This window comes from Micromonospora sp. NPDC048040 (assembly GCF_055587185.1).
In genome coordinates this window covers 48,860-73,889 of the sequence record NZ_JBVJGT010000006.1, presented here as the reverse complement: position 1 = coordinate 73,889, position 25,030 = coordinate 48,860, and the positions used below count along the sequence as shown (strand labels likewise).

At 71.5% G+C, this 25,030-nt stretch carries 25 protein-coding genes, 1 tRNA gene and 1 riboswitch; of the genes, 12 read left to right on the top strand and 14 right to left on the bottom strand.

Annotation, left to right across the window (positions count from 1 at the left end; translation table 11 throughout):
• Positions 1 to 33 precede the first annotated feature (33 nt).
• Positions 34 to 711 (top strand): PAQR family membrane homeostasis protein TrhA, encoded by a 678-nt coding sequence (trhA, locus tag ACZ6O2_RS09585; protein ID WP_350702265.1) that lies wholly within the window; start codon positions 34 to 36, stop codon positions 709 to 711.
• A 90-nt stretch (positions 712 to 801) separates the two neighbouring features.
• Here the strand turns inward: trhA and ACZ6O2_RS09580 are convergent, their stop codons facing one another.
• Complete coding sequence (locus ACZ6O2_RS09580) at positions 802 to 1,089, bottom strand: DUF6458 family protein (RefSeq protein WP_350702267.1); 288 nt, start codon at positions 1,087 to 1,089, stop codon at positions 802 to 804.
• Positions 1,090 to 1,203: 114 nt separating this feature from the next.
• Between ACZ6O2_RS09580 and ACZ6O2_RS09575 the strand changes: the two genes are divergently transcribed.
• On the top strand, positions 1,204 to 1,740 hold the full coding sequence (locus tag ACZ6O2_RS09575; protein ID WP_350702269.1) for a SixA phosphatase family protein: 537 nt from the start codon (positions 1,204 to 1,206) through the stop codon (positions 1,738 to 1,740).
• A gap of 141 nt (positions 1,741 to 1,881) precedes the next feature.
• Here ACZ6O2_RS09575 and ACZ6O2_RS09570 read toward each other — a convergent pair whose 3' ends face one another.
• From ACZ6O2_RS09570 to ACZ6O2_RS09555, 4 genes are all read right to left on the bottom strand, one after another.
• Positions 1,882 to 2,151 (bottom strand): DUF6458 family protein, encoded by a 270-nt coding sequence (locus ACZ6O2_RS09570; protein ID WP_043961115.1) that lies wholly within the window; start codon positions 2,149 to 2,151, stop codon positions 1,882 to 1,884.
• 649 nt (positions 2,152 to 2,800) lie between these two features.
• Positions 2,801 to 4,657, bottom strand: coding sequence for an acyl-CoA dehydrogenase (locus ACZ6O2_RS09565; protein ID WP_466022557.1), 1,857 nt, complete (start codon positions 4,655 to 4,657; stop codon positions 2,801 to 2,803).
• 163 nt (positions 4,658 to 4,820) lie between these two features.
• A complete protein-coding gene (locus ACZ6O2_RS09560; RefSeq protein WP_357449935.1) occupies positions 4,821 to 5,954 on the bottom strand; it encodes a PP2C family protein-serine/threonine phosphatase in 1,134 nt (377 codons plus the stop codon).
• A 100-nt stretch (positions 5,955 to 6,054) separates the two neighbouring features.
• On the bottom strand, positions 6,055 to 6,684 hold the full coding sequence (locus tag ACZ6O2_RS09555) for a septal ring lytic transglycosylase RlpA family protein (RefSeq protein ID WP_466022556.1): 630 nt from the start codon (positions 6,682 to 6,684) through the stop codon (positions 6,055 to 6,057).
• A 196-nt stretch (positions 6,685 to 6,880) separates the two neighbouring features.
• On the opposite strand from ACZ6O2_RS09555, the gene ACZ6O2_RS09550 reads away from it, so the two are divergent.
• On the top strand, positions 6,881 to 7,429 hold the full coding sequence (locus ACZ6O2_RS09550) for a phosphoribosyltransferase family protein (protein ID WP_350702277.1): 549 nt from the start codon (positions 6,881 to 6,883) through the stop codon (positions 7,427 to 7,429).
• On the opposite strand, the gene ACZ6O2_RS09545 is transcribed toward ACZ6O2_RS09550, so the two are convergent.
• On the bottom strand, positions 7,407 to 7,643 hold the full coding sequence (locus tag ACZ6O2_RS09545; protein WP_466022555.1) for a hypothetical protein: 237 nt from the start codon (positions 7,641 to 7,643) through the stop codon (positions 7,407 to 7,409). The two genes, ACZ6O2_RS09550 and ACZ6O2_RS09545, sit on opposite strands and share 23 nt — an antisense overlap.
• A 55-nt stretch (positions 7,644 to 7,698) precedes the next feature.
• Between ACZ6O2_RS09545 and ACZ6O2_RS09540 the strand changes: the two genes are divergently transcribed.
• The gene (locus tag ACZ6O2_RS09540) at positions 7,699 to 8,130 is read left to right on the top strand and encodes an ASCH domain-containing protein (RefSeq protein ID WP_466022554.1); all 432 of its coding nucleotides are present in this window, start codon (positions 7,699 to 7,701) and stop codon (positions 8,128 to 8,130) included.
• A gap of 18 nt (positions 8,131 to 8,148) precedes the next feature.
• On the opposite strand, the gene ACZ6O2_RS09535 is transcribed toward ACZ6O2_RS09540, so the two are convergent.
• Positions 8,149 to 9,030 carry an LLM class flavin-dependent oxidoreductase gene (locus tag ACZ6O2_RS09535; RefSeq protein ID WP_466022553.1) on the bottom strand — a complete coding sequence of 294 codons (882 nt, stop codon included), beginning with the start codon at positions 9,028 to 9,030 and terminating at the stop codon, positions 8,149 to 8,151.
• A gap of 95 nt (positions 9,031 to 9,125) precedes the next feature.
• On the opposite strand from ACZ6O2_RS09535, the gene ACZ6O2_RS09530 reads away from it, so the two are divergent.
• Together ACZ6O2_RS09530 and ACZ6O2_RS09525 are read left to right on the top strand one after the other, a co-directional pair.
• Positions 9,126 to 9,446: a PadR family transcriptional regulator gene (locus ACZ6O2_RS09530; RefSeq protein WP_350702708.1), complete on the top strand. Its 321-nt coding sequence runs from the start codon at positions 9,126 to 9,128 to the stop codon at positions 9,444 to 9,446.
• Positions 9,447 to 9,622: 176 nt separating this feature from the next.
• On the top strand, positions 9,623 to 10,720 hold the full coding sequence (locus tag ACZ6O2_RS09525; RefSeq protein WP_466022552.1) for a hypothetical protein: 1,098 nt from the start codon (positions 9,623 to 9,625) through the stop codon (positions 10,718 to 10,720).
• A 141-nt stretch (positions 10,721 to 10,861) separates the two neighbouring features.
• Here ACZ6O2_RS09525 and ACZ6O2_RS09520 read toward each other — a convergent pair whose 3' ends face one another.
• Positions 10,862 to 11,659, bottom strand: a complete 798-nt coding sequence (locus tag ACZ6O2_RS09520) for a DUF4253 domain-containing protein (protein ID WP_466022551.1) — start codon at positions 11,657 to 11,659, stop codon at positions 10,862 to 10,864.
• 290 nt (positions 11,660 to 11,949) lie between these two features.
• Between ACZ6O2_RS09520 and ACZ6O2_RS09515 the strand changes: the two genes are divergently transcribed.
• Positions 11,950 to 14,292, top strand: coding sequence for a FlgD immunoglobulin-like domain containing protein (locus tag ACZ6O2_RS09515; RefSeq protein WP_466022550.1), 2,343 nt, complete (start codon positions 11,950 to 11,952; stop codon positions 14,290 to 14,292).
• A gap of 1 nt (position 14,293) precedes the next feature.
• Positions 14,294 to 15,388, top strand: a complete 1,095-nt coding sequence (locus ACZ6O2_RS09510) for a hypothetical protein (protein ID WP_466022549.1) — start codon at positions 14,294 to 14,296, stop codon at positions 15,386 to 15,388.
• A gap of 42 nt (positions 15,389 to 15,430) precedes the next feature.
• Here the strand turns inward: ACZ6O2_RS09510 and ACZ6O2_RS09505 are convergent, their stop codons facing one another.
• Positions 15,431 to 15,985 carry a hypothetical protein gene (locus tag ACZ6O2_RS09505; RefSeq protein WP_466022548.1) on the bottom strand — a complete coding sequence of 185 codons (555 nt, stop codon included), beginning with the start codon at positions 15,983 to 15,985 and terminating at the stop codon, positions 15,431 to 15,433.
• A gap of 616 nt (positions 15,986 to 16,601) precedes the next feature.
• Here ACZ6O2_RS09505 and ACZ6O2_RS09500 point away from each other — a divergent pair.
• Positions 16,602 to 17,177, top strand: a complete 576-nt coding sequence (locus ACZ6O2_RS09500) for a GNAT family N-acetyltransferase (protein WP_466022547.1) — start codon at positions 16,602 to 16,604, stop codon at positions 17,175 to 17,177.
• Positions 17,178 to 17,202: 25 nt separating this feature from the next.
• Here the strand turns inward: ACZ6O2_RS09500 and ACZ6O2_RS09495 are convergent, their stop codons facing one another.
• Together ACZ6O2_RS09495 and ACZ6O2_RS09490 are read right to left on the bottom strand one after the other, a co-directional pair.
• Positions 17,203 to 17,484: an e9imm peptide gene (locus ACZ6O2_RS09495; protein WP_466022546.1), complete on the bottom strand. Its 282-nt coding sequence runs from the start codon at positions 17,482 to 17,484 to the stop codon at positions 17,203 to 17,205.
• A 72-nt stretch (positions 17,485 to 17,556) separates the two neighbouring features.
• Positions 17,557 to 17,630: transfer RNA gene (locus ACZ6O2_RS09490), tRNA-Gly, on the bottom strand.
• A 400-nt stretch (positions 17,631 to 18,030) separates the two neighbouring features.
• Between ACZ6O2_RS09490 and ACZ6O2_RS09485 the strand changes: the two genes are divergently transcribed.
• Positions 18,031 to 19,014, top strand: coding sequence for a zinc metalloprotease (locus ACZ6O2_RS09485; RefSeq protein WP_350702295.1), 984 nt, complete (start codon positions 18,031 to 18,033; stop codon positions 19,012 to 19,014).
• A 119-nt stretch (positions 19,015 to 19,133) separates the two neighbouring features.
• On the opposite strand, the gene ACZ6O2_RS09480 is transcribed toward ACZ6O2_RS09485, so the two are convergent.
• Positions 19,134 to 19,685: a pyridoxamine 5'-phosphate oxidase family protein gene (locus ACZ6O2_RS09480; RefSeq protein WP_466022545.1), complete on the bottom strand. Its 552-nt coding sequence runs from the start codon at positions 19,683 to 19,685 to the stop codon at positions 19,134 to 19,136.
• Between the two features lie 78 nt (positions 19,686 to 19,763).
• On the opposite strand from ACZ6O2_RS09480, the gene dcd reads away from it, so the two are divergent.
• Complete coding sequence (dcd, locus tag ACZ6O2_RS09475; RefSeq protein WP_350683119.1) at positions 19,764 to 20,342, top strand: dCTP deaminase; 579 nt, start codon at positions 19,764 to 19,766, stop codon at positions 20,340 to 20,342.
• Between the two features lie 70 nt (positions 20,343 to 20,412).
• On the opposite strand, the gene ACZ6O2_RS09470 is transcribed toward dcd, so the two are convergent.
• Positions 20,413 to 21,453: a C40 family peptidase gene (locus tag ACZ6O2_RS09470; protein WP_466022544.1), complete on the bottom strand. Its 1,041-nt coding sequence runs from the start codon at positions 21,451 to 21,453 to the stop codon at positions 20,413 to 20,415.
• A gap of 12 nt (positions 21,454 to 21,465) precedes the next feature.
• A riboswitch (cyclic di-AMP (ydaO/yuaA leader) is annotated at positions 21,466 to 21,602 on the bottom strand.
• Positions 21,603 to 21,841: 239 nt separating this feature from the next.
• On the opposite strand from ACZ6O2_RS09470, the gene ACZ6O2_RS09465 reads away from it, so the two are divergent.
• On the top strand, positions 21,842 to 23,863 hold the full coding sequence (locus tag ACZ6O2_RS09465) for an N-acetylmuramoyl-L-alanine amidase (protein WP_466022543.1): 2,022 nt from the start codon (positions 21,842 to 21,844) through the stop codon (positions 23,861 to 23,863).
• Positions 23,864 to 23,957: 94 nt separating this feature from the next.
• Here the strand turns inward: ACZ6O2_RS09465 and ACZ6O2_RS09460 are convergent, their stop codons facing one another.
• On the bottom strand, positions 23,958 to 24,971 hold the full coding sequence (locus ACZ6O2_RS09460; RefSeq protein WP_350702301.1) for a C40 family peptidase: 1,014 nt from the start codon (positions 24,969 to 24,971) through the stop codon (positions 23,958 to 23,960).
• Positions 24,972 to 25,030 lie beyond the last annotated feature (59 nt).

The following is a 25,030-nucleotide window of genomic DNA, read 5'->3' as shown; positions in this document are numbered from 1 at the left end:
TACAGGTAACCTACGGTGCCGTAACCTGATGTCGTGACCACCTCCGCCCCGCTTCGACTCAAGCCGGTCGACATCGGTAAGCCCCGGATGCGGGGCTGGCTCCACACGTACGCGTTCTTCGTCGCCCTGGTCTGCGGGATCGTGCTCAGCGCGATCGCCGCCTCCCGGCCCGGCTGGGCACCCCTGGTGAGCTGCGTGATCTACAGCCTGACGGTGTGCGGGCTGTTCGGCACCAGCGCCCTCTACCACCGGCGGGTGTGGTCCGAGCGCGGCTACCAGGTCATGCGCCGGATGGACCATTCGATGATCTTCGTGTTCATCGCCGGCACGTACACGCCGTTCTGCGTGCTGCTGCTGGAGCCCCGGCCGGCCACGATCATGCTGTCGCTGGTCTGGGGCGGCGCGCTCGCCGGGGTGGCGCTCAAGCTGGTCTGGCCGCACGCCCCGCGCTGGGTCTCCGCGCCGCTCTACCTGGCGCTCGGCTGGGTCTCGGTCGCGATGCTGCCCGACATCCTGCACCAGGGTGGCGTCACCGCCCTGGTGCTGCTCATCGTGGGCGGGGCGATCTACAGCGTCGGCGCGTTCTTCTACGCGCTACGCCGGCCCAACCCGTGGCCCACGGTCTTCGGCCACCACGAGTTCTTCCACGCCTGCACGCTGGTGGCGGCGCTCTGCCACCACATCGCCATCTACTTCGCCCTCTTCGCCTGACCCACCGATCGACGCACCACCCGCGCTCCCGGCTGCACACGACGACGGGGCCCCGCCACGCCGCGGAGCCCCTCGATCGGCGTCGGGACGTCAGACCGTGCGGCGCGGCCGACGCACCTCGCGGTACTCCTCGACGACCCGGTCGTCCTGCACCGGCACGACCCGCTCGGCGACGACCCGGTCCTCGGCCACCGGGCGGGCGACGACGGTACGCCGGCGCGTGTTCCAGAAGTGGAGGGTGACCAGCAGGCCGGCCAGGCCGGCGAGCATCAGCACCCAGCCGACGACCGCCAGGTTGAGCCAACCCAGATCCGCCTCCACGGCGAACGCGAAGATCGCACCCAGCGCGATCAGGAAGATGCTGCCACCAAAACCCATGTCGTCGCCTCCTCGGCTGTCCCTGGCGTTTGCCTCCGCCGCGGCCATCGGTGAGGGTGCGGCATCCATCGACTTACCCAGGCGCTCTGATCGCCAATCGGGCAAGCTGGGGCCATGACGGACGCTCACGCCGCAGGACGGACACTGGTGCTGCTCCGGCACGCCAAGGCCGAGCAGCCGGGGGATGTGCCGGACGAACGCCGCCCACTGGCCGCCCGGGGGCACGCCGACGCGGCGGCGGCCGGCGCCTGGCTCGCCAAGCACGCCCTGCTGCCGGACGTCGTCATCTGCTCGACCGCCCGGCGCACGCGGGAGACCTGGCACGGCGTGGCGATGGGCATGACCGGGTCACCCCCCGAGGGCGGCTCGGCCGGCCCCGCCCCGGTCGTACGCTACGAGGCGGAGGCGTACGAGGCGCACATGGAGGACCTGTTGACGCTGGTCAGGCGGGTCGATCCGGCCGCCCGCACGGTCCTGCTGGTCGCCCACAACCCGGGCATCTCGCTGCTCTCCGCCCTTCTGGACCCGTTACGCGCGGACCAGGACGGCATGCGTACCAGCGACGTCGTCGTGCACCGGCCCGAGGTCGGGTGGGCCGACCTCGACCGGGGACGGGCTCCGATCACCGACCACCACACCGCACGCGGCTGAGCCATCCGCCGGTGCTGGCGGATGGCTGAGGGGCCGCTCTAGGTGCCGGTCGTGCCGCCGGTCGTCGTACCGCCGCTCAGGTTGGCGGCACGACGGCGTCGGCTCAGGACGACGGTGCCGGCTCAGGACGGTGGCGCCGACTCAGGACGGTGGCGCCGTCGGCGGCGGCGGATCGGGCGGCGGTGGCATCATCGCGGTCGGATGCGAGAGCCGGTTCTCCTCCACGATCAGGGTCCGCGCCCGCTTGCGGCGGTCCTGCCAGAACCAGAGCGTGGTCAGCAGTACGGCGAGCCCGGCCAGGATGAACACCCAGCCGACCGCGCGCAGGTCGACCCACCAGACGTTGGCCCTGATGGCGAAGGTGAGGATCGCGCCGATCGCGATCAGGAAGATCCCGCTACCAATGCCCATGTGCGCTGCACTCCCCCGTGCGATGGCTTCTGGGCGTTCTCTGCCGTGGTCCTGCGACGGTTACCCGCCACACCGCCCGGCTACCTGACTGAGGCCACCGAATAGCCGAGGCGCCCCCTCTTCCGGAAGCTTCTTCGGGCGAGGGCTCGCCCTTCCCAGTGGCAATCGCCATCCGGACACCCGGGCATGCCAGCTCGCCCATGACGTCGAGGCCGACCACGTCGCGCCCGACTGCGGAGCGTGACGGACCCGGAAGAATTTGAGAGCTTCACGGAGAGTCATGATCAGGCCGCCCGTCACCCAACCCGAGGCCGGCACGAATCGGAACAACAGGACGAGACCGGTACAGCTCGCCGCCGCCAGCACCACGCCTCCGCGTCGCCTTTGCTCTGCACCCACGGACGCGACGGACACCGAGAGTGTCTGGCGCCTCCGTGGGTGCAGAGCAAAGGGCGGAGGAGGGCGTCCCTCGTCGGCACGCTGACCGCAACGCTGCATGATCGATGTGGTGACCGCGGGCCGATCGGCGGGCACGGCACCTCCGGGGACGCCGACGGCCGGCGGGCTGCTGCCCGCCGGCCGTCGTGCTGACCTCTGCCGGGTCGTCACCCGGCCCCATCGCCGCGCCGCAGCGCGGGCGTGGCGTGACTCAGAAGGCCTCCTCCGGGAGGTCCATGATGTCCAGGTCGGTGCCCTCGATGATCCGCCGGTCGGCGCCGATGCGGGGCAGCACCTCGCGGGCGAAGAACCGGGCGGCGGCCACCTTGCCGGTGTAGAACGCCTTGTCGGCGGCGGAGACCTCGCCCGCCAGGGCCTTGAGGGCCACGTCGGCCTGCTTCTGCAGCAGCCAGGCGACGACCAGGTCGCCGACCGCCAGCAGGAACCGGCGGCTGGCCAGTCCGACCTTGTAGAGCGCCCGGGCGTCGCCGCCCTGCGCCTCGCCGAGCCAGCCGGTCAGCACCCCGAGCATGTTCTGGATCTCGACGAGCGCCTTGCCGAGCGCCTGCCGCTCCTCCTTGAGCTGGCCGTTGCCGCCCTCGGTGGCGATGAACTCCTGGATCTCACCGGCGACGACCATCAGGGCCTTGCCGTTGTCCCGGACGATCTTCCGGAAGATCAGGTCGAGGCTCTGGATCGCGGTGGTGCCCTCGTACAGGGTGTCGATCTTCGCGTCGCGGACGTACTGCTCCAGCGGGTAGTCCTGGAGGAAGCCGGAACCGCCGAAGGTCTGCAGCGACTCGTGCCCGAGCAGCTCGTACGCGCGCTCCGAGCCGACGCCCTTGACCAGCGGCAGGAGCAGGTCGTTGACCCGCTTGGCCGTCTTGGCGGCCTTCTCGTCACCGGCCGTCTCGGCCAGGATGATCTTGTCCTGCCAGCTCGCCGTGTAGCAGACGAGCGCGCGCAGGCCCTCGGCGTACGACTTCTGCAGCATCAGCGAGCGGCGCACGTCCGGGTGGTGGGTGATGGTGACCCGCGGCGCGGTCTTGTCCGCCATCTGGGTCAGGTCGGCGCCCTGCACCCGGCTCTTGGCGTACTCGAGGGCGTTGAGGTAGCCGGTCGACAGGGTGGCGATCGCCTTGGTGCCGACCATCATCCGGGCATTCTCGATGATCATGAACATCTGCCGGATGCCCTCGTGCTTCTCGCCCAGCAGCCAGCCCTTGGCCGGTACGCCGTGCTCACCGAAGGTCACCTCGCAGGTGTTCGAGACCTTGAGGCCCATCTTGTGCTCGACGTTGGTGGCGAAGACGCCGTTGCGCTCGCCCAGCTCGCCGGTGTTCTCGTCGAAGTGGTACTTCGGCACCACGAACAGCGACAGGCCCTTGGTGCCCGGGCCGCCGACACCCTCGACGCCGACCGGGCGGGCCAGCACGTAGTGGATGATGTTGTCGCTCAGGTCGTGCTCGGCCGAGGTGATGAAGCGCTTCACGCCCTCGATGTGCCAGGAGCCGTCGGGCTGCGGGATGGCACGGGCCCGGCCGGCGCCCACGTCCGAGCCGGCGTCCGGCTCGGTGAGCACCATCGTGGAGCCCCACTGCTTGTCGGCGAAGAGCTTGGCCCACTTCTTCTGCTGCTCGGTGCCCTCGACGTGCAGCACGTGCGCGAAGGACGGGCCGGAGGAGTACATCCAGACCGCGGCGTTGGCGCCGAGCACCAGTTCGGCGAGGGACCAGACCAGCGCCCGCGGCGCGTTGCTGCCGTCCAGCTCCGCCGGGAGCTCCAGCCGCCAGAACTCGGAGTTCATGAACGCCTGGTACGACTTCTTGAACGACTCGGGCAGCGGCGCGGTGTGCGTGGCCGGGTCGAAGACCGGCGGGTTGCGGTCGCTGTCCAGGTAGCTGGCGGCCAGGTCCTCCCGGGCGAGGCGGTCGACCTCGGCGAGGATGTCGCGCGCGGTGTCGACGTCCAGCTCCGTGTACGGCTCCTGGCCGAACGCCCGGTCCGCCCCGAAGACCTCGAAGAGGTTGAACTCGAGGTCCCGAAGATTGCTCTTGTAGTGGGTCATGCTCGCTGGCCCCGCTTCCGGACAGGTGTTACCGATCAGTAACCCCGACTCTATTACTCGCGGGTAGGAAGCGACAAGCCGATCTCGGAAGTGACAGCGATTACACAGGTCCCGTTCAGGTTGCCGAGACCACCCCGACACCCTCCCGCAACGGCCGCCTGCCTCAGCTCTCGGCCGCGCCGACCTCCCAGCTCGGCACGGCCGCGGTCGCGGCCGTGCCGCCGCGCGAGCCCGTGTACTCCATCAGGACCAGGGCGATGTCGTCGTCGAGCCGGCCGTGCACCCATTCCTTCAGAGCGGTCTCCAGCGAGGCGAGCCCGTCGGCGACGGTGCCGTGGCCGAGCAGCCGCCAGGCCCGGTCGGCGGTCGGGAAGAACTCCCCGTCCCGGCGTGCCTCGCCGAGCCCGTCGGTGAAGAGCAGCAGCCGGTCGCCGGGCTCCAGCCGCTCGACCCGGGGCCGGACCACCGGCATGAAGCCCAGCGGCGGGGCCGGGGCCGGCGGTTCGAGCGGGATGACGGCGCCTCGGCGCAGCAGCAGCGGCGGCGGGTGACCGCAGTTGACGATGGTGAGCGTGCCGCCCCGCTCCTCGACCAACGCGGCGGTGACGAAGTCCTCGTCGCCCACGCTCCGGGCCACCGCCCGGTCCAGGTCGGTCACGATCGCCCGCAGGTCGGCCCGCTCGTACGCCACGTGCCGGTACGAACCCAGCACGATGCTTGCCAGCCGGACGGCGTCCAGTCCCTTGCCGCGCACGTCGCCGATGATCATCCGCACCCCGTACGGCGTGTCGATCGCCTCGTACAGGTCCCCGCCGATCTCGGCCGTGGCGGTGGAGGAGATGTAGCGGGCGGCGACCGAGAGACTGCCGACCTGCGGCCCGAGCGGGCGCAGCACGGCCTGCTGCGCCACCGCCGCCAGCCGGGACAACTCGGCGATCTGCTCGGCCTGCCGTTGCCGTACGGCCGCCGTTGCCGCCGCGATCCCGGTGCCCAGCGCGATGCACGTGACGGCTACCGCGGTGGAGAGCGACACGGTCTGCTCGCCGAGGGCGAAGCCCGCCCCGAGCGCCGTGGCGGCGGCACCCACCCCGAGCACGATCCGCCACGACGCCAGCGCGGCGGCCAGGAAGGGCGCGGCGACCATGAGCGCGATGTAGTTCGCCGACCGCCCGTCGGCCAGCTCGACCGCCGAGACGATCGCGAGCAGGACGACGGCCGCGCCGAGGCCGGCGCGGGATCCGGGGCTCAGTGGGCCGCGGCCCGACTGGAAGGGTTTCGTGCGTACGAGGGACAGCATGCCTGATGGACGTGAACGGGTGAATGAAGCTGGCCCGTCGTCCGAGGATGTTCTGGCCGCGCGGATCACCCCGGCGGGCCGATCGCGGCCCGGCGAGGGCTCAGCCGAGCACCTCGTAACGGACCTCGACGTGACCCGCGTCCAACGAGGCGATCTCGGCGAACGCGGCCCGGGACAGGTCCAGGCAGCGCCCCTCGACGAACGGGCCGCGGTCGTTGATCCGCACCGTCACGGACTTGCCGTTCGCCGGGTTGGTGACCCGGACCCTCGTGTCGAACGGCAGGGTCTTGTGGGCGGCGGTCAGCTCCGACGGGTCGAAGGTCTCGCCGTTGGCGGTGAGCTGCCCCTCGGAGTAGAAGGAGGCGCCGCACGAGCCGCTGTCCACCACCGGCCGGGCGGTGCTGGTCTTCTTCGTCGCCGTGGGCTTCGGCGCGGCGGTGCGCGGCTTGCTCCGGGAGGGAGCCTGGGGCGACCGGGTCGCCGTCGGGCTGGCGGCCACGCTCGGCGACGCGCTGGCGCTCGGCGAGGCGGCCGGCGAGCTGGGGGCCACGCTGCTCGGCACGCCGGTGGGTGACAGGTCCACGGCGGCCGGCCGCGCGGACTCCGAACCGGAGGTCAGCTGGACGGCGCCGACCGTGCCGCCGACGGCGAGGGCCACCCCGACCGCCGCGGTGGCCGCGATGGCGGCCGGCGAGGAGAACCTGCGGGTACGGGAGTGCCTGCCAGCCACCGGTCCGGTCCTTTCGTCATCTGACAAACCGGGTCGGACCATAACGAGAGAAACACTTCCGAAGTCAACGTGATCATATGGTTTTGCCCGCAATTGCGGCGATACGTGTAGCCGATCATCCGACCCGGGGTGGGCCGGGCGGCCCGGGCGAGCCACGGCCTGCGCGGGCCGCGCCGGTTGCCGCAGGATGGGTGGCATGCCCCCCGAGCTGAGCGGACGCCTCGCCGAGTTGGTCCGGTGGATCGATCCCGGCCCCGGCGCCAGTCACCTGGTCAGCGACGTCTCCGGCTGGTGGCGCGACCCCGAGGTGCTCGCCCGGCTCGGGCCGGCCCTGGTGGAGCCGTTCCGGGCCGCACGGCCCACGGTGGTCGTCGCGCCGGCGGTGACGGGGTTCCTGCTCGGTCCGCTCGCCGCCACGGCGCTCGGGGTCGGCTTCGTGCCGGCCCACAAACCGGGCGACGGCCGGCTGCCCGCCGGGCCGCTCACCTGGGCGCAGAGCCCGCCGGACTTCCGCGGCAGGCGGGTGGACCTGGCCGTCCGGGACCACGGCCTCGACCGCGGCGACCGGGTGCTGGTGGTGGACGACTGGGTCGCCACCGGAGCCCAGGTCCGTGCGCTCTACGAGATCTGCGCCGCGCGCGGCGCCGAACCGGTCGGCACCGCCACCGTCGTGCTCGACTGCCCGCCGGCGGTCGCCGCCGAGCTGCGGATCCGGGGGCTGGTCAGCGGCGACGACCTGACGTGACCCGGACGAACTCCTCGACCGCCGCGCGGACCCGGCCGAGCACCTCCGCCGAGCGGGCCATCGGGCCGGGCACCGTCAGCGCGTGACCGGCCTGCTCGCTCTCCAGCACGTGCGGGTGAACCGGCGGGCGACGGAGCCCTCCCCAGGATCGGTCGCCCGTGCCGTCCACCAGCAGCAACGGCACGGTGGCGCCGACCGTACCGGCCAAGGTCACCGGCGGGCGACAAATGCGCACGCACGAGATCAACGACGGCGGTAGCGTCGGCAGGATGTGGCCTCGGATCGGTGAACTGCGCACCCTCGCCCTCGGCACCCCCGGCGACCTGCGGAGGCGACTGAACACCCTCGTGCTCGGCGGGGTGAAGACGGCGACCGCCGGCCTGCTCACCGAGTACGCCGAGGAGGGCGAGGAACTGGAGCGCGTCGGCGAGCGGCTGGCCCTCGTGGACGACGGGGACTCGCTGGTCGGCGTCGTCGAGGTCACCGGCGTCGAGGTGGTCCGCTTCGCCGAGGTGACCTGGGACTTCGCCCGGTCCGAGGGCGAGGGTGACCGCTCGATCGAGGAGTGGCGCGAGGGGCACGCCGCCTACTGGGCGCGGGCCGGCACCCCCGTCACCGACGACAGCGAGGTCGTCTGCATCCGGTTCCGGCTGGTCTCGGCCGGCGACGGCGGCGTCCCCACCGGGGACCTCGGCACCTGAACGGGCGCGCCGGGAACGTCAGCCCCGGCGCAGCTCGGGCAGCAGGCGGGTGGCCACGTCCACCAGGACGGCCTCGTCACCGGCGTACCAACTGCTGGCCCGGGGCCAGTGCGTGACCACGTCGGTGAAGCCCAGGGCGGCGGCCCGGCCGACCTGGTCGGCGAAGAACTCGGCGCTGTGCAGCGAGAAGACGGGCGCCGAGTCCAGTAACAGGTAGCGGTCCAGGGTGCCCGGGTCGCGGCCGGCCGCGGCGAGCGTCTTGTTCATCCGGGCGCAGAGCTCGGCCACCCCGTCCCACCAGCTCTCCAGGTCGTCCCCGCCGGGGCCGGTGGTGACCCAGCCCTGACCGAACCGGGCCGTCAGCCGCATCGACCGGGGCCCGTTGGCGGCCACCACGAAGGGCACCCGGGGCGTCTGGACGCAGCCCGGGTTGTTGCGCGCGTCGACCGCCGTGAACCAGTCCCCGCGCCAGGTGGTGCCGTCCTCGCGCAGGATGAGGTCGAGCAGCTCGGTGAACTCGGCGAACCGGTCGACGCGCTGGCGCGGCGGCAGCGTCTCCCCGCCGAGCACGGCCGAGTCGAAGCCGATCCCGCCCGCGCCGAGGCCGAGCAGCAGCCGCCCGCCGGAGACGTCGTCGAGCGCGGTGACCTGCCGGGCGAACGCCGCCGGATGCCGGAAGTTCGGCGAGGCGACCAGCGTCCCGAGCCGGATGCGGGTGGTCACCGTCGCGGCGGCGGTCAGCGTGGTCATCGAGTCGAACCACGGCCCGTCGACCAGGTCCCGCCAGCCCAGGTGGTCGTACGTCCAGGCGTGGTCGAAGCCCCACTCGTCCGCCTGCCGCCAACGGCGCTGCGAGTCGGACCAGCGCTGGTCGGGAAGGATCACGATGCCAATCCGCATGATCGCCAGCCTAACGGCCGGCGCCGGCCCGGCCCGCACCACGCGGGGCGCTTGCCATGTATCGATGATCTGAATATGGTACGCCCGTGACCGCGATGCGCGAGCCGACGTTCCTGATCCTCACCGCGCTCGCCGGTGGCCCCCGGCACGGCTACGGCATCATCCGGGACGTCACCGCCCTCTCCGCGCAGCGCGTCACCCTGCTGCCCGGCACCCTCTACGCCGCGCTCGACCGGCTGCACGCGCAGGGGCTCGTCGCGCCCGACCGCGAGGAGACCGTCGACGGCCGGCTCCGCCGCTACTACCGCCTCACCCCGGACGGCGTCCACGCCCTCGACGCCGAGACCGCCCGGCTGCGCCAGCTCGCCGCCGCCGCCGAGACCCGGCTGCGCGCCCTGCGCCCCAGAACCGCCTGACCGCCCGCACGCCTTCGACACCACCGCACCGCCTCCGCACGCCTCCGCACCCCAGCACCGCCGCCGAGCCAGCTCCACACCACCGCGCCAGCTCCGCACCACCGCACCGCCGCTCCCACCCGAACCGCTCGCGCGATCGCACCGCCGGATCCGCGCGTACCGACGAAAGGACGGCCATGCCGACGAACGGCGACCCGCTCGCCCGCCGCTACCGGCGACTGCTGTTCTGCCATCCACGCGCCTACCGGCGTGACCGGGCCGACGAGATGGTCGGGGTCCTGCTGGACGCGGCGCCGGCCGGCCGCACCCGGCCCACCGCCCGGGAGGCCGGGAACCTGATCCGACACGGCCTGCGCTGCCGGCTGGGACGGCCGGCAAGCCGCACGGTCGGCGTCTGGGCCACCCTCGCCGCCGTCGTCTGCGGGCTGTTCACCGCCGCCCTCGCCACCCGGGGCGCGTGGGAGACCTCCCGGCCGCTGCCGGACCGCGCCGAGACCGCCGCCGTCGTCGCCGCCGTGCTACCCGGCCACGACCTCGGCGACGTCGACCTGGCGCCCGCGCTCTTCACCTTCTACACCCAGCGGCTCACCGCGCGGAACATCGACAACCTGGTCTTCGGGGACGGCGGCGAGTACCAGGCGAGCAGCGTCGTGGCCGAGGTGACCGCGTCACCGCCGATGTCCGCCGACGAGACGCTCGCGCTCGCGCAGCGGCGCCTGCGCGAGACCGGCTGGCAGCTGTACGAGCCGACGGTCGGCCGGTACTCCGGTTGCGCCGACAAGTTCTGCTCCCGGATCACGGACACCACCGAGACGGCGGTGCCGGCCCGGCGCGGCGACACCGAACTCACCCTCAAGGTCCGCGCCGAGTCCCCCGGCGACACCGTCCAACTCTGGCTGAATCTGCGCCGGACGACCCCGCCGGCCGTGCTGCCGGCCGGCGTCGTCGGCGGCCTGCTCGGCGTGGGCCTCGGCTGGCTGGCGTTCGGCTGGGCCAGTCGCCGCACCGAGGCGTCGCACCCGGCCCGGGGCGCGGTCACCGTGCTGTACGCGCTCACCATGGTCCTGTGGTGGGCACCCGTCCTGCTGACCGTGCCGACCCTGCTCCGCCACCACCTCGACGAACCGCACCCGACGTGGCACCCGCTGTGGGAGTGGCTGGGCCAGCCGGCGGCCCTGCTGTTGTTCCTGGCCGGTACGGCGACCGCACTGCTCGGGCTGGCGCTGGCCGCCGCGCCCCGCCGCGACCCCCTGCCCACGACCGCCGTCGGCTGACCGGCTGCGGCCCGGCGACAGACGGCAGTAGCCGTCCGGTCGCATCAGCCTGACCCGTACGGACCGCAGCTGGCCGAATCCGCAACCGTCAGTGGAAGGCGCAGCCTCGTTTCATGCCGGCCCGCTGGGTCGGGGCCGCCTTCAGTCCCACCAGAACGACCAGGAGTGCGCGCCCCGGATTCTCTCGGCGTAGGCAGTCAGCGTTCCGGCGCCCTGCCAGATGTTGTCGGGGCAGAAGGCGAAGTGCTCGGCCGCCACCTGGCAGGCGTGCTCGATCGAGGTCGGTGGGGCGGCGACGCTGAGGTGGAGGGTGTCGAATCCGACGCCGACAACTCGGACCCCGAAGCGATCCTCCCAGCTCCGGACCACCGCCGAGATTTCGCCCGAGTCGTTGGTGTAGTTCAAGGGACCGGACCAGCCGCTGACGGCGAGTGTGTCCGCGCCACGAGCGGCCGGCACGAGCCCGAGACGTGCCGGCTTGAACAGGAGGAACTCCGCGTACTGGTCGGCGAATTCATCGGGTGACGCGGAGGCGTCACCGGGCACGGCGAGGCCGGGCCAGCGGTCACCGAAGGGGGCGGTGACGGAGGCGCGTTCGGCCGCTGGCCGCATGTCTTCCCGATCGGGCCTCGTGTGCGCGGTCCACCACCGGGCCAGCAACTCGGCTGCGTCGTGGCGGTCCGGTGAGGACATGCCGGCCGGGAACACCTCCCCGTCGGCCCACGGACGAGTCTCCTCGCTCGACAGCCCACTCAGCAGCAGCGGCCACAGCCCGGATTGCCGGTGCTGTGACCGCAGCCGCGACCAGAGCGCGGCTCCGACCGGGGCCTCGCTCAACCAGTACGGCGGCGATCCGCCGTCTCCTGGCTCGACGAGGCGGCCGGGCGGCAACGTCCTCGGTGGGAACGATCCGAGCAGGCGCGGCAGGTCCGTGATCATGGCGGGAGCGTAGAAGGCCCGTACGACGAACTTCCGACCCGCCGCGGCGGGTGACGCGGGCCGGGTCGGGGTTGCCACCTGCACGGCACGGGATCCGTAGTGGATGGGGCCGTCCCGACGCGGCTGCAACTGCTAAGCTCCCGCCACTTGCCCGGGGCTTCAGGCCGGCGCGGATCGCTGATGTGTGACCTGCCACCGCATCGATGCGCCGCAGGAACAGCCTCCCGGCGAGCCGTCGTCCGGCCCGTGGCCGGAACCCCTTCATCCTCTGTCCCACAGGGAGGACGAGCGTGGTCCGAGGCTCGCTCATCCGCGCCGGCATCGCCGCCGCCGTGTCGTTCACGCTCACCATGGGCCTGACCCCGTTGTCGGCCGGTACCGCGCAGGCCGAACCGGTCCCGGGAGAGGTGGTCATCCCGGCCACTTACCTCCTGGACCCCCAGACGGACCTGTTCAGCGCGGGGCCCTCAGGGTTTCTCCGTCGCGAGCCCACGCTGGGCTACCTGTGGACGAGCTATGCCGGCGTCGACACGAAGCTCGACGGGTACGCCCCGGACGGGAACAGGGTCCTGGACTTCGGCGCCGGCTCGGACATCGTCGCGGAACTCGACTACCCCCGGTCCGTGACGCTCCGGAACATGACAACCGGCCGATCACACACGGTCATGATCCCGGTTGGCCACACGTACGTCAGCACGCTGGGTTCGACGGTCGTGACAACCACGGGGAACCTGTTCGACGCCAACTACACGTGGCACCTGTTCGACTCCCACGACGACAGCACGGTCACCCAACGTGCCGTCACGGGCGTCCCAGACGGAATCGTAGGAACAACCCCGGTCTGGGCCCCGGTGGGCGACGCGCGCGGCCAGGTCGTGCAGTACCGGGTGGGCAGCACGTCGCGCACCGGTTTCCTCGACGTCGAGCAGGGCCGGTTGATCCCGCTCCCGTACACCTCGTACGGAAGCATCGGCGCCGTCGTGCTCACCTCCACCCACCTGCTGTGGTTGCACGACGGCACCGTCTCCGTCCACTCGCGCGCGGACCTCACCGCCACCCCGCAGCCGGTGCCGCTGGCCAGCGGCGCGCAGGTGCTGGGCATGGTCGGCGAAACGCTCGTCGTGGGCCGGCACGATCCCGCGCTGGGCCCCCGGAGCTTCCTGGATCCGGTCTGGCGGGTCGAGGCCGTGGCCCTCGACGGACGTACGGTCAAGACGCTGCTGGCCAGGTCGGAGGGGCTCGCGATGCCGACCCCGGACGGCAGGCTCCTGGTGCAGGGCGGGCCCGACCTGGACCGGTGGGGAGTGTCCGTCGTCGAGGCCGTGGACGGCGGCGACGTGGCGATCCGCAAGATCGCCGAGGCATACCCGCGGAAGTACGAGGCGGTGTCCGGGCTGACCCTCACCCAGGGGCGGCTGAGCACCCTGGAGCAGGAGAACGCCTGGCAGAAGCGGCGCCACCTCTACACCCGCGAGATCGGCGTGGCCGGCGCGCTCACGGTCGGGGCGCGCACCGCCCGGGGCCCCGGTCCCGCGAGCTGCGACACCACGGCGTGCCCCGACCTCCACGACACCGGAGACGGCCGGACGGTCCTCTCCGGTCTCAGCTACGGGCGTACGGACGACGACCGGCAGCCCCACCTGCTGGCGCCGAACCAGCCCATGCCCGGAACCCGGATCGACAGCTCCCGCACCTACCACTCCGTCGCGGCTGTCGGCGGCCGCTTCGCGGCACTCACGACGGCCGGCGACACCGGTACGGAGACCCGGGTCGTCGATCTCGACACCGGGAAGGCGGTGTTCACGACCACGGCCGGTGTCGAGGCGCTGTGGGGCACCACCCTGTGGGTGCGGGACGGCAACGACGCCGTGGCCCCCGTCGACGTGCTGACCGGGCAGCGGGGCGCTCAGGTGTGGTTCGGCCAGGGGTGCCTCCTGGAGGACCTCCAGGCCGTCGGGCGGTGGCTGCTGTGGACCTGCGTGGGCTCGGCGTCGGGTCAGGGCGTCTACGACACCGTCAAGCGGACGAACCTGCGACTCGTGTCCGGAGACGACTGGTCGAGGGCCAAGCTCGGCGACGGCTTCGTCGCGTCCGAGGTGGACGGGCAACTGAAGGTGACCGACGTCCGTGACGGGACGCCGAGGTCGCACACCGCCGGGGCGTTCGCGTCGTGGCGGCCCTGGGACGTCGACCCGTACACCGGCGTCATCGCCCACCTCGGCGCCGACGACGGCATCCATCTGGTCCCCAGCGGCGTCCCGGTCTCGCCCCTCGCCCAGCTCGACGCCACCGTCGCCACGTCGGCGCACGTCAAGGACGCCACCGGGCACTGGAGCCCGAAGTGGTGGCTGTCCAAGCCGGCCGCCTCCTGGACGCTCGTGATCAGGAGTCAGACCAGCGGCGCCGTCGTCCGTACCCTCTCCGGCGGGCTGACGCGCGGTATGGTGGCCACGGCATGGAACGGCAAGGACGACCGCCGCCGCGTGATGCCCAACGGCACCTACACGTGGACGCTGACCGCCACGCCGGCCGACGGGCAGGGCGCGGCCCTCACCAGGTCGGGGACGGTGCGGCTCAGCCACGAGTGCCACATCGGCGACCGCCCGCAGCTGGTCGTGATCAGGTGCTCCTGACATGACCGCGCCGGACGATGCTGTCCCCGGGCGTTCCGCCCGGTTCGCCGCCCAGCTCGTGGCCACCGTCGCCGCTCCGCTCGACCCCGCGTCGGCGGACGCCCCGCAGGTGCTGCACTGGCCGGGGCGCAGGCTGCTGGTGCAGCGCGGGGACACCGAGCTGGCCGTCCGCGACCTGGACGGAGAGGGGACGGAGATCCACTTCCCCGCGCCCTGGCCCCGCCGGTACGGCTCGACGGCGGTCTCTCCCACGGGCGACGTCGCCGTGTTCGTCGGCGTTCACGCGTTGCGAGCGGTGGATCCGGCCGGCGCCGTGCGGTGGGAGATCCGGCACGGTTGTTGGTCCGCCGCCGTGTGCACCGAGGCCCACGCCTCGTTCTCCGAGTACGCCGACGACCACCACCACGGCCACGCGGACAGCGGCTCGGCGGCCTTCTCCTCGGACGGCAGGCTCCTCTGGGCCCACATCCGCAACAACGCGGAGGGCGACATCCAGGAGGAATGGCTGATCCTCGATCCCGCCGACGGCACGGTGCTGACCCGGGCCGAGACGACGACCGTGGCATCGGGCTCCTACCACTTCCCCCATCCGGACCCGGCGTACATGGGGCTGACTGTCGCCGAGGGCGATGAGGACTCGCCCGTGCTGTGGGGGCACTGGAATGGCGCGACGCTCACGGTCCAGCAGTTCGCCGAGGAGGTCTTCCTCGCCGTGAGCCCGTCCGGGGAACACTTCCTGACCACGGATCCGGGGCAGTGGTCCCTCTACCTGCACCGGGCGGAGGACGGCACGGAACTGCGGCGGCTGTACGCCGAGGAAGCGGTGCCCCCTCCGTCAAGCAAGGACAACGACCGCGCATGTTGGGACTACGAGGCGGCATTCCCGTACGACGACAGCGCCGTGGTCGGCACCGAGTACCACGCGGAGGAGCCCCGCCACTGGCTGGTCGACACACGCACGATGGCCCTGCGCGGCCGTGTCGCCTACCCCTTCTCCGTCTCGGGATCTCCCCGCTCGGCGGGGCAGGGCGCCTGGTACACGGTCTCCAGGGACGGGACCGCCGTCCATCTGTGGAGCCTGCCGCACGGCGAATGAGCCAGCGGCACCTCATCCCCGGTTGGTCACCCGGCCCAGGGTTCAGGCATTGACGGACTCCTCGTCGGGCTTCGGGGGCCGCGCGTGGGATGTGTGCCTCCGTCGCCACCACCGGCGCAGCAGCTGGAACAACCTCTTCACGGACTCCGGCAGCAGGAACGGTCCGACAGCAGTCACGGCGACGAGCTGCCATACGTGTGCCTCGCCCGGATCGGCGACATGGTCGAAGACGATCAGCGCCGCTATCACCCACCAAGCGACTTCCGCCCCCCAGTCGCGCACCCTGACCAGGGTGAAACGCCAACCCTTTTGTACCGGAGGATCGGGAACCTCGCCCGTGGTCACCATTGCCATCCAGCCGCGCCTCGAAACGGTCAGCGTGTAGGCGAGCGTCATCGGCAACCTCACCAGCGCGATCCACGCAGCGAACCTGGCAGGGCTCACGGCCACCTCACCCAGCACGTCGGGAGCAATCGCGACCAGCATCAGATACGACACAAGAAGGAGGAGGAAATCGACGGCAAACCCGAACAGCGGGAGTGCCAGCACGAACAGCAGGCCCAACCGTCCAACCACGTGCGGGCTCATCTCCGCCATGCGCTCATTGTCGGGCAGTCGGCAAGAACCGGTAAGGAATCTCCTGCCACCCCGTTCGCCGTTGGCCGCCCTCCTCGTAGCGGGCCGCCGTCCGGCCCGCGACGTCAAGCGGCAGCAACGATCGAGGCCCTAATGGCACGCAAATGGCACGCCGGGCTGCTCCGCTCGGCCGCTGTCGGCCGGCTAGCCGCACTGCGGGTTGCATCTGCCCGAAGTCACTCCTGGCACTATGAGCCGGTGAATGCCGGAAGCCTCGACGCGTATTCCGACTTGTGGGACGGGAGCGACCCGGACTGGGTGCTCCTGCCAAGCGATGGGAACGGCGATGGCGGCTTGCCCTATAACCGCCGGACCGGGGTGGCCGCACTGATCTGCGACGATGATCTGGCTGCTGCTGTGTTGCGTAACATGCGGGCCCATGGTGTCCCGGTCGTTGAGTACTCGCCTACGGCACCCTGAGCTAAAGAGCCTCCGGTGGGGCATCTGACGGACCTCGGCGCAGCCAGAGCTGCACGTGACGACCTGCGGCACAAGTGAGGCTAGGAGCGTGGGCCAGTAACGGCTTGGCTGGAGCGTGGGGTCTCAGCTGGGCCGTGGGCTGGCTAGCCTGCCGGTCATGAATCCGGCCATGACGAGCGGTGTGACCACCGAGCCCGCAATCGTTGATGCCATGGAGCTGACCTCCGATCCGGAGCTGAAGGCCCGGTTTGCGGAGTCGGCCCACCAGATCCTGGCGGACCTGGTCAGTGGAGGTGCCGCGCTGGGGTGGGTCGAACCACCCTCGCGGGATGAGGTGGCGGAACTTCTCGGCCACGTCGTCTCTGCGGTGCAGGCCGGGGACGCAGCCCTGCGGGTCGCTTACCTCGACCGTCGGCTTGTCGGGTTGGGGTACTGGCTCCGCTACGCCCGACCGACGCATCGGCCACACGCCGATCTGGAGAAGATCGCGGTAGATCCTGCTGCCCATGGTCGTGGTGTCGGCCGGGCGCTGACCGCTGCCTTGATCGCTGACGCCCGGGAGGCGGCTATCGAGGTCCTCACCCTGGACGCCCGTGGCGACAACACCAATGCCCTGCACCTCTACCGGTCGCTGGGCTTCACCGAATACGGCCGCCTGCCCGGCTTCGTCGCCGTCGGCGAACGCCGCTACGACAAGGTCTTCTACATGCTGGACTTCCGCCTGCAAGGCTGACCGCTGCGTTACCGACCCACGCTCCTCAGGTGGTCGACGGCTCCGTCCATGGTGTGGACCGCATCGCGACCGGCTGATAGGCGCTGGCTCGATCGACAACCTCGGCCGGCGTCAACTCCGGCGTAACCGTGAAGATCAGATCCGAGATGTCCGGATAGCCCAGGTCGCGTTCGAGCTGGTCCAGCCAGTCGTTCAACTCGGCGTCGTCTGCGTAGTCGAGCCGCATGATCCGGTCAACGAGGTGGATCGCCTCGTCCCGGGTCAGCTTCGCAGGCAAGCCGCCCCCTCCGACCGGGGCCAGTGGCACGCGGCATGATCCTTGACCTTGGAACATCGAAGGCCCCGACCGGGACTCACGTCCTGGCCAAGGCCTTCGAGCTGGAGCGGGTGACGGGAATCGAACCCGCACTGTCAGCTTGGGAAGCTGATGTTCTGCCATTGAACTACACCCGCAGGCGGCACCACTGTACCTGAGACGTCACGCCGGTGCACCCAGGCACCCCCTCCGATGCCGCACCGTGTCGCGCGGCGGGCCCCCGGATGGCTCGCGGCCACCGCCCGGGAGCTGGCCCGCCACGGCGGCCATGATCTGTTCTGTGCCGTGGCCGGCACCCACCGGCGGACCGGTACCCGAAGATCGACGCCAACGCGCCGCCGGGCGGCGCGAGTCGCTACCGAGAATCACCGTTTCATCGCCAATTGTCGATCACGAGCCGGCGCCGGCCAGGAAAAAGTTTCATCCCTGCAATACATGGCCGTTCTCAAATTCGTCGATCGGTTGTAACGTCTGCCCAACGTTCTCAGCCACGGCGTGACATACCCCCTGTCGCGCCGGCCAGAAAGAGGTGGGCCCATGGGACTCCGTCCCAACCTGCTGACCCGGCGTACGGCCGGCGTCGCGTCGACGACCCTCGCGCTGCTGCTCAGCACCGCCGCCGTGGGCGTCGTACCGGCCGCGTCGGCCTTCTCCGCCGCCCCGAGCGAGGTCTGCGTCGAGCCGGCCGACGTCCACTCGGACTCCCGCATCAAGGCGGGCGGCGCGGCCAAGCACGAGCCGAACGAGCTGACCCTGGCGGAGACCCGCGAGCGCGAGGCCGACCTGGCCGCCGCCCTGCGCGAGCGCGCCCGGTTCCGCACCGGCGCCGGCGCCTCCGTCACGGCCACCGTCACCGTCCCCGTCGTGGTGCACGTGATCCAGCGGGACGGCACCCGGGCCGGCGGCAACATCCCGGACTCGATGATCGCCTCGCAGATCAACGTGCTGAACCAGTCATACAGCGGGGCGACCGGCGGCGCGGCCACCGCGTTCAGCTTCCAGCTGCAGAAGATCAACCGGGTGACGAACCCCTCGTGGTACCCGATCGTGCAGGGCTCCTCGGCCGAGCGGCAGATGAAGACCTCGCTGCGCGAGGGCGGCAAGAACACCCTCAACGTCTACCTGGGCGAGCTGAGCAACGACCTGCTCGGCTGGGCGACCTTCCCGACCCGGAAGCTGAGCAGCATGGACGGCGTCGTCGTGCTGAGCGAGTCGCTGCCGGGCGGCACGGCCACCAACTACAACCAGGGCGACACCGGCACCCACGAGGTCGGCCACTGGCTGAACCTCTACCACACCTTCCAGGGCGGCTGCTCCGGCTCGGGTGACAGCGTCAGCGACACCGCGCCCGAGGCATCCCCGGCGTTCCAGTGCCCGACCGGCCGGGACACCTGCACCGCCCCGGGCGTCGACCCGATCACCAACTTCATGGACTACACCTACGACTCCTGCATGTACCAGTTCACCGCCGGGCAGGCCAGCCGCATGCTGACCGCCTGGAACGCGTACCGCGCGGCATAGTTCCCCCCGCACGACCGGTGCCGGCTCCGCTCGACGGGGCCGGCACCGTCGTCTTCGGGGCGGGGTGGGGGGCGGTGCGGCCCCCCGGACGGGGACGGCCCGGGGCGCCGCACCGCGTCTCAGGCGGCCGGGCGGGCGGCGAGGCTGTCGCCGCTCCCCGACCGCGTCTCGGGCACCGCGGCGGTGCCGGCGGCGGTCGCGCCGGGGTCGAGCCAGACCTGGACGGCGGGCCGGCCGTGCCCCTCGCCGGCGCCGCCTGCGACGCCCGGCTCCCGACGGGCGAGCATCGCCACGTCGACGGTGAACTCGAACAGCCGCCAGTCGACCTGCGGCGCGGCCCGGTGGCTGCGGGCCAGCCGGGCGACCCGGGCCGGGTCGGTGACCGGCCGGGCGTGGCCGGCGACGTAGGCCTCGTCGTCACTCTCCTCCGGCGGGAAGGAGTGCAGGGCGTAGCGGCCGTCGCGTTCCAGATCGCGCCGCTTCGGCGAGTCGACCACGAAGCAGAAGAGCCCCTCGTCGGTGATCACCGGAGAGACGGGATGGACCCGGGGCCCGCCGTCGGCGCGGACGGTGGCCAGGTAGCCGAAGCCCGGCCCGTACTGCTGCATGAGGGAGCGGATCCCGTCGGCGAGGCGGGGCTCGTCGGCGGCGAATTCGGACCAGGAAGCCATGCCGACATTCTATCGAACACGTGTACGAACAGGTAGTCCGACACGCAGGTCACGCACATCGCTCGCTAAGGTGGTGCGATGCTGCTCTCCGACCGCGACCTGGTCTCCGAGATCAAGGCGGGCACGCTCGCGCTGGAGCCGTTCGAGCCCACGCTGGTGCAACCGTCCAGCATCGACGTACGCCTGGACAAGCTCTTCCGCGTCTTCAACAACCATCTCTACACCCACATCGACCCGGCGATGCAGCAGGACGACCTGACGTCGATGGTCGAGGTGCCCGAGGGCGAGCCGTTCGTGCTGCACCCGGGCGAGTTCGTGCTCGCCTCGACGCTGGAGGTGATCTCCCTCGGCGACCAGCTCGCCGGGCGGCTGGAGGGCAAGTCGAGCCTGGGACGGCTCGGCCTGCTCACCCACTCCACCGCGGGCTTCATCGACCCGGGCTTCTCCGGCCACGTGACGCTGGAGCTGTCCAACGTGGCCAACCTGCCCATCACCCTCTGGCCGGGCATGAAAATCGGTCAGCTCTGCATCTTCCGGCTCTCGTCGCCGGCCGAGCACCCGTACGGCTCGGCCGTCTACGGCTCGCGCTACCAGGGGCAGCGCGGCCCGACCCCGAGCCGCTCCTGGCAGCACTGGCGTACCTGGCCGACCCGCTGACCCGACAGTCGCCGTGAGAACGGGCCCTTCCGCCACCGGGTGTGCCAGGAAGGGCCCGTTCCTCACCCACTCAGCCGGGGCGGCCGTAACTGTGGATCGGGCCGTCGTCGACCTTCTTCATCTTCACCGGCACCCCGGCTCGGGAGGCGTGCACCACCCAGCCCCCGCCGACGTACATGCCGACGTGGTGCAGGTCGCTGTAGTAGAAGACCAGGTCTCCCGGACGCAGCTCGCCCCGGCTGACGGTCGCGGTGACCCGGCGCTGCTGCGCGGCGTTGTGCGGCAGCGAGACCCCGGCCTTCGCCCAGGCGGCGAGCATCAGGCCCGAGCAGTCGTACGCGTTCGGGCCCTCGGCGCCCCAGACGTAGGGCTTGCCGATCTGGGCGCAGGCGAACTTGACCGCGGTGCCGGCCCCGCCACCCGGGTAGCTGGCCGGGCAGGGGGCGGGGCGCAGCGAACCGCCGCCGCCGCTGCCGTAGATCCGCAGCCGCAGCTTCTGCAGCCGGTCGATCTCGGCGTTGATCTGCTTCTTCTTCGCGGCGAGCTGGGCCTCCGTCCGGCCGAGTTGGACGACCATCTCGTCGAGCGGGGCCTTCTTCTCGGCCAGCCGGTCGCGCAGCTCGGCGACCTGCCGCACGTCCTGCTGCTGGTGCTGGGCGAACCGGTCGAGCAGTTCGAGCTGGCCGATCATCTGGTCGGGCGAGCGGCTGCCCAGCAGGGCGTTGACGGCGGAGACGTTCTCGCCCTTGTAGGCGCGGACGGCCAGCGCGCTGACCTCCTCCATCGCCTGCTCGACCTGCTGTTCCAAGGGCTTGATCTGCTTGGCGAGGGCGTCGGCCTGCCGGCGTTTGGCGGCCAGGTCCTGGCGGGTGGCGTTGTGCCGTTCGATGATCGGTTCGAGCTTGTTCCAGTCCTCGTCGATCTGGCGCTCGATCTCGGCGACCGTCGGTTCGGCGTGGGCCGCCGTGGCGCCGCCGGTCAGGACGACGGCGAACGCGGCCAGGGCGGCGAGGGCGGTGGTGCAGCGGTACCAGCGTGGGCGCGGCGCAGCCGTCGTCGGGCCGGCAGGTGCCGACCGTGCCGACGGTGGCCGCGGGGCATGGTGTGCCACCGGGCTCCGTACTCCTTCTTCCCGTACCGCCTACCGGGTTAGCTGACGGGTTCGGGCGGGAAGGGGACGCCCTACCGCAGGTGCTGCGGATTCACCCCGGGGTACCTGGGTCCCCGGCTCGCTCGGGAGCGACTCGGCGGTGTCGGACCGTTACCGCCCGGATGGGCGGACTGTCGCCGGCCGACGAATGACCAGAGTAGAGACGGTCGTTATCGATCCGCAACCCATCGCGCCGTGACACACCGTATTCGTGTGGACCGGTGGGAGCGCGTAACTCCGGTCGACGAAATTTTCCTTCTTCAGTAAGTGACGCATGGAAAGGTATTGACCGGAGGTGGCGCCCGGGGCGAAGGTGGCCCCACATTCGCCCGTCCGACCTGGGGGTCTGATGCACCTGTCAGCGACATCGAGGAGCAGACGCGTCCTGCTGGCCGCCGCCGTGGCGGCCGCCCTGGCGGCGACGCCGCTCACCGCCGCCGGAACCGCCGCCGCCGCGCCGACGACCGACCGGCAGCAGCAGTACGCCGCCGCGGCCGCGGAGTACGGCGTGCCGGAGAGCGTCCTGCTCGGAGTCTCCTACCTGCAGTCCCGCTGGGACACCAACGCCGGAACGCCGAGCACCAGCGGCGGCTTCGGACCGATGCACCTCACCGACGCCGAGTACGTCGCCGCACTGCCCGGGGGCACCCACCACGACGAGGGCACCGAGGACCCGCGGGGCGACGACTCCCGCCCGTCCCTGGCCGGGGCGCACGAGCCGCCAGCCGCCCAGCCCCCCGCCGAAGCCTCGCTGCGGACGCTCGACGCCGCCGCCGGGCTGACCGGAGCCAGCGAGGAGGCGCTGCGCACGGACGTCACGGCCAACATCCGGGGTGGCGCGGCGCTGCTGGCCGCGTACCAGAAGGAGATCGGCGCCCCGGTCGGCGCCGACACGGACCCGGCGGCCTGGTACGGCGCGGTGGCCCGCTACTCCGGCGCGGACAGCGCCGACGCCGCGGCGGCCTTCGCCAACGAGGTGTACGCCGCCATCGCCGCCGGCGACAGCCGGCTGACCGACGACGGGCAGCAGGTCACCCTCGCCGCCCGCGCGGTGCAGCCGGAACGCTCCTGGCTGGACCGGCTGGGCCTGCGCAAGGTTGCCCGGCCCGACGGGCTGGAGTGCCCCGACACGATCTCCTGCGAGTGGATCCCGGCGCCCTACGCGCAGTACGGCCCGACCGTGGGTGACTACGGCAACCACGACCTCGCCGACCGGCCGGCCCAGCAGAAGATCGAGTACATCGTCATCCACGACACCGAGGGCTACTTCGGGCCCAGCGTCAACCTGGTCAAGGACCCGAGGCGGGTGGGCTGGCACTACACCCTGCGCTCGGTGGACGGCCACATCGCCCAGCACATCAAGACCAAGAACGTCGGCTGGCACGCCGGCAACTGGTACGTGAACGCCAAGTCCATCGGCCTGGAGCACGAGGGCTTCGCGGGGCACGGCACCTGGTACACCGAGGCGATGTACCGCACCTCCGCCAAGCTGGTCCGCCACCTGGCGCTGCGGTACAACATCCCGCTGGACCGGCAGCACATCATCGGTCACGACAACGTCCCCGGCACCGTCGCCTCGACCGTGCGCGGCATGCACTGGGACCCGGGCCCGTACTGGGACTGGTCGCACTACTTCGACCTGCTCAAGGCGCCGTTCACGTCGACCGGCACGCCGCACACGGGGCTGGTCACCATCGACCCGGACTTCGCCACCAACCAGCCGCAGTTCACCGGCTGCAACCGGCAGCCGCCCGGCGTGCCGAACCCGCCCCCGCCGGTGGCTCCCTGCCCGCTGCGCGGCTCGTCCGCGGTGATCCTGCACAGCGCGCCGAGCCACGACGCGCCACTGGTCAACGACATCGCGCTGCGGCCCGACGGCACCCCGAACACCATGTACATCTCCGACCACGGCGCCCGGGCCTCCGCCGGGCAGACGTACGCCCTGGCCGAGGTGCAGGGGGACTGGACCGCGATCTGGTACCTCGGCCAGAAGGCGTGGTTCCACAACCCCGCCTCGAAGCCGACCGCGAAGTGGTCCGTGGGCTTCGTGGTGACCCCGAAGGACGGCCGGGCCACCATCCCGGTCTACGGCCGGGCGTACCCGGAGCAGGCGGCCTACCCGGCCGGCGTGCCGTACCAGCCGATCTCCCCGCTCCAGTACACCCTCTCGGCCGGCCAGCGGTACGCCGTCGGCACGGTGCTCCCCGGCGAGTACTACCGGGCCGTCACGTTCGACGGGTCGTCGCCGGGTGACTGGACGGTGATCCGCGGCGAGAACCGGTACGTGCAGATCCAGTTCGGCCACCGGGTCATGTACGTCAACCTGGACGACGTGAACGTGCTGCCCTCCGCGCTGGAGGCGCCCCGCTGACCCACCGCTCGCCCGGACCGGCGCAGGCCGTTCCCGAGCACGACGAGGGCCCCCGGTCTACTCGACCGGGGGCCCTTCCGTGCGTGGCGCGGGATCAGCCGGGCCTGCGGAACCCGGCCACCGGCATCGTGTTGATGCTGGAGACGTTGACCGGCTTGCCGGCCCGGGGCGCGTGCACCATCTTGTCGTTGCCGAGGTAGAGGCCGACGTGGTGCAGGTCACTGAAGAAGAACACCAGGTCACCCGGGCGCGCCTCGGAGCGCGGGATGGCCTTGCCCTCGTTCCACTGCGCGCCGGTGAAGTGCGTCAGGTGGATGCCCGCCGCCTTGTAGGCGTACTGGGTCAGGCCCGAGCAGTCGAACGAGTTGGGGCCGGTGGCGCCCCAGACGTACGGGTCGCCGACCTGGGCGCAGGCGGTCTTGATGGCGGTCCGGGCCGCCTCGCTGACCACGCCGTTGATGGTCGGGCACTTCTCCGTCTTGACCGTGGTCACCGGCAGCGACGCCTCGAGCTTCTTGATGTCGGCGTCGATCTGCTTCTTCTTCGCCGCCAGGTCGTTCTGCTGCTTGGTCTGCGCCACGATCAGCGCGTCGAGCTTCTGCTTCTCCGCGTCGAACTTGTCGCGGACCTTGGTGACGCCCTCGAGCTGCTTGCGCTCCTGAGCGGCCAGCCGGTCCAGGAGGGTCAGCTGCTCGGTGAGCGTGTCCGGCTTGGCGCTGACCAGCAGCGCGCCGATCTCCTGCGACGGCCCGGAGATGTAGTACCGGGCGGCGAGGTCACCGACCCGGTCCATCGCCAGCTCGGTCTCCAGCGCCAACGGCTGGATCTTCTTCTGCAGGTCCGCCGACTTCTTGCGGTTGACCTTCAGCTGCGCCCGCACCTTGTTGTACTGCTCGATGGTGGGCTCGAGCTGCTCCCACTTCTTGTCGATCGCGGCCTCGATCTCGTCGACCGAGGGCTCGGCGTACGCGGGCGCGGCGAGCACACCGACGCCGACGACCGCGGCGGCGACAAGGGTGAGCAGACGGTGGGCGGCCCGGCGCAGGCCACCCGGACGAGCAGACCGTCCCGGTGCGTGACGATGAGGGGGCATGGTTGCCACCGGCACCGACTCCTTTTGCAACCCGACCGCCGGGCGCCTCGCGCGAGGAAAGAGGGGCGAGACAG

Excerpts from the sequence above, each read along its gene's own strand:
- ACZ6O2_RS09580 (WP_350702267.1), bottom strand. The coding sequence starts at position 1,089 with ATGGGTTTTGGTGGCAGCATCTTCCTGATCGCGCTGGGTGCGATCTTC.
- ACZ6O2_RS09575 (WP_350702269.1), top strand. The coding sequence starts at position 1,204 with ATGACGGACGCTCACGCCGCAGGACGGACACTGGTGCTGCTCCGGCAC.
- ACZ6O2_RS09570 (WP_043961115.1), bottom strand. The coding sequence starts at position 2,151 with ATGGGCATTGGTAGCGGGATCTTCCTGATCGCGATCGGCGCGATCCTC.
- ACZ6O2_RS09565 (WP_466022557.1), bottom strand. The coding sequence starts at position 4,657 with ATGACCCACTACAAGAGCAATCTTCGGGACCTCGAGTTCAACCTCTTC.
- ACZ6O2_RS09560 (WP_357449935.1), bottom strand. The coding sequence starts at position 5,954 with ATGCTGTCCCTCGTACGCACGAAACCCTTCCAGTCGGGCCGCGGCCCA.
- ACZ6O2_RS09550 (WP_350702277.1), top strand. The coding sequence starts at position 6,881 with ATGCCCCCCGAGCTGAGCGGACGCCTCGCCGAGTTGGTCCGGTGGATC.
- ACZ6O2_RS09540 (WP_466022554.1), top strand. The coding sequence starts at position 7,699 with ATGTGGCCTCGGATCGGTGAACTGCGCACCCTCGCCCTCGGCACCCCC.
- ACZ6O2_RS09535 (WP_466022553.1), bottom strand. The coding sequence starts at position 9,030 with ATGCGGATTGGCATCGTGATCCTTCCCGACCAGCGCTGGTCCGACTCG.
- ACZ6O2_RS09530 (WP_350702708.1), top strand. The coding sequence starts at position 9,126 with ATGCGCGAGCCGACGTTCCTGATCCTCACCGCGCTCGCCGGTGGCCCC.
- ACZ6O2_RS09525 (WP_466022552.1), top strand. The coding sequence starts at position 9,623 with ATGCCGACGAACGGCGACCCGCTCGCCCGCCGCTACCGGCGACTGCTG.
- ACZ6O2_RS09520 (WP_466022551.1), bottom strand. The coding sequence starts at position 11,659 with ATGATCACGGACCTGCCGCGCCTGCTCGGATCGTTCCCACCGAGGACG.
- ACZ6O2_RS09510 (WP_466022549.1), top strand. The coding sequence starts at position 14,294 with ATGACCGCGCCGGACGATGCTGTCCCCGGGCGTTCCGCCCGGTTCGCC.
- ACZ6O2_RS09505 (WP_466022548.1), bottom strand. The coding sequence starts at position 15,985 with ATGGCGGAGATGAGCCCGCACGTGGTTGGACGGTTGGGCCTGCTGTTC.
- ACZ6O2_RS09500 (WP_466022547.1), top strand. The coding sequence starts at position 16,602 with ATGAATCCGGCCATGACGAGCGGTGTGACCACCGAGCCCGCAATCGTT.
- ACZ6O2_RS09485 (WP_350702295.1), top strand. The coding sequence starts at position 18,031 with ATGGGACTCCGTCCCAACCTGCTGACCCGGCGTACGGCCGGCGTCGCG.
- ACZ6O2_RS09480 (WP_466022545.1), bottom strand. The coding sequence starts at position 19,685 with ATGGCTTCCTGGTCCGAATTCGCCGCCGACGAGCCCCGCCTCGCCGAC.
- dcd (WP_350683119.1), top strand. The coding sequence starts at position 19,764 with ATGCTGCTCTCCGACCGCGACCTGGTCTCCGAGATCAAGGCGGGCACG.
- ACZ6O2_RS09465 (WP_466022543.1), top strand. The coding sequence starts at position 21,842 with ATGCACCTGTCAGCGACATCGAGGAGCAGACGCGTCCTGCTGGCCGCC.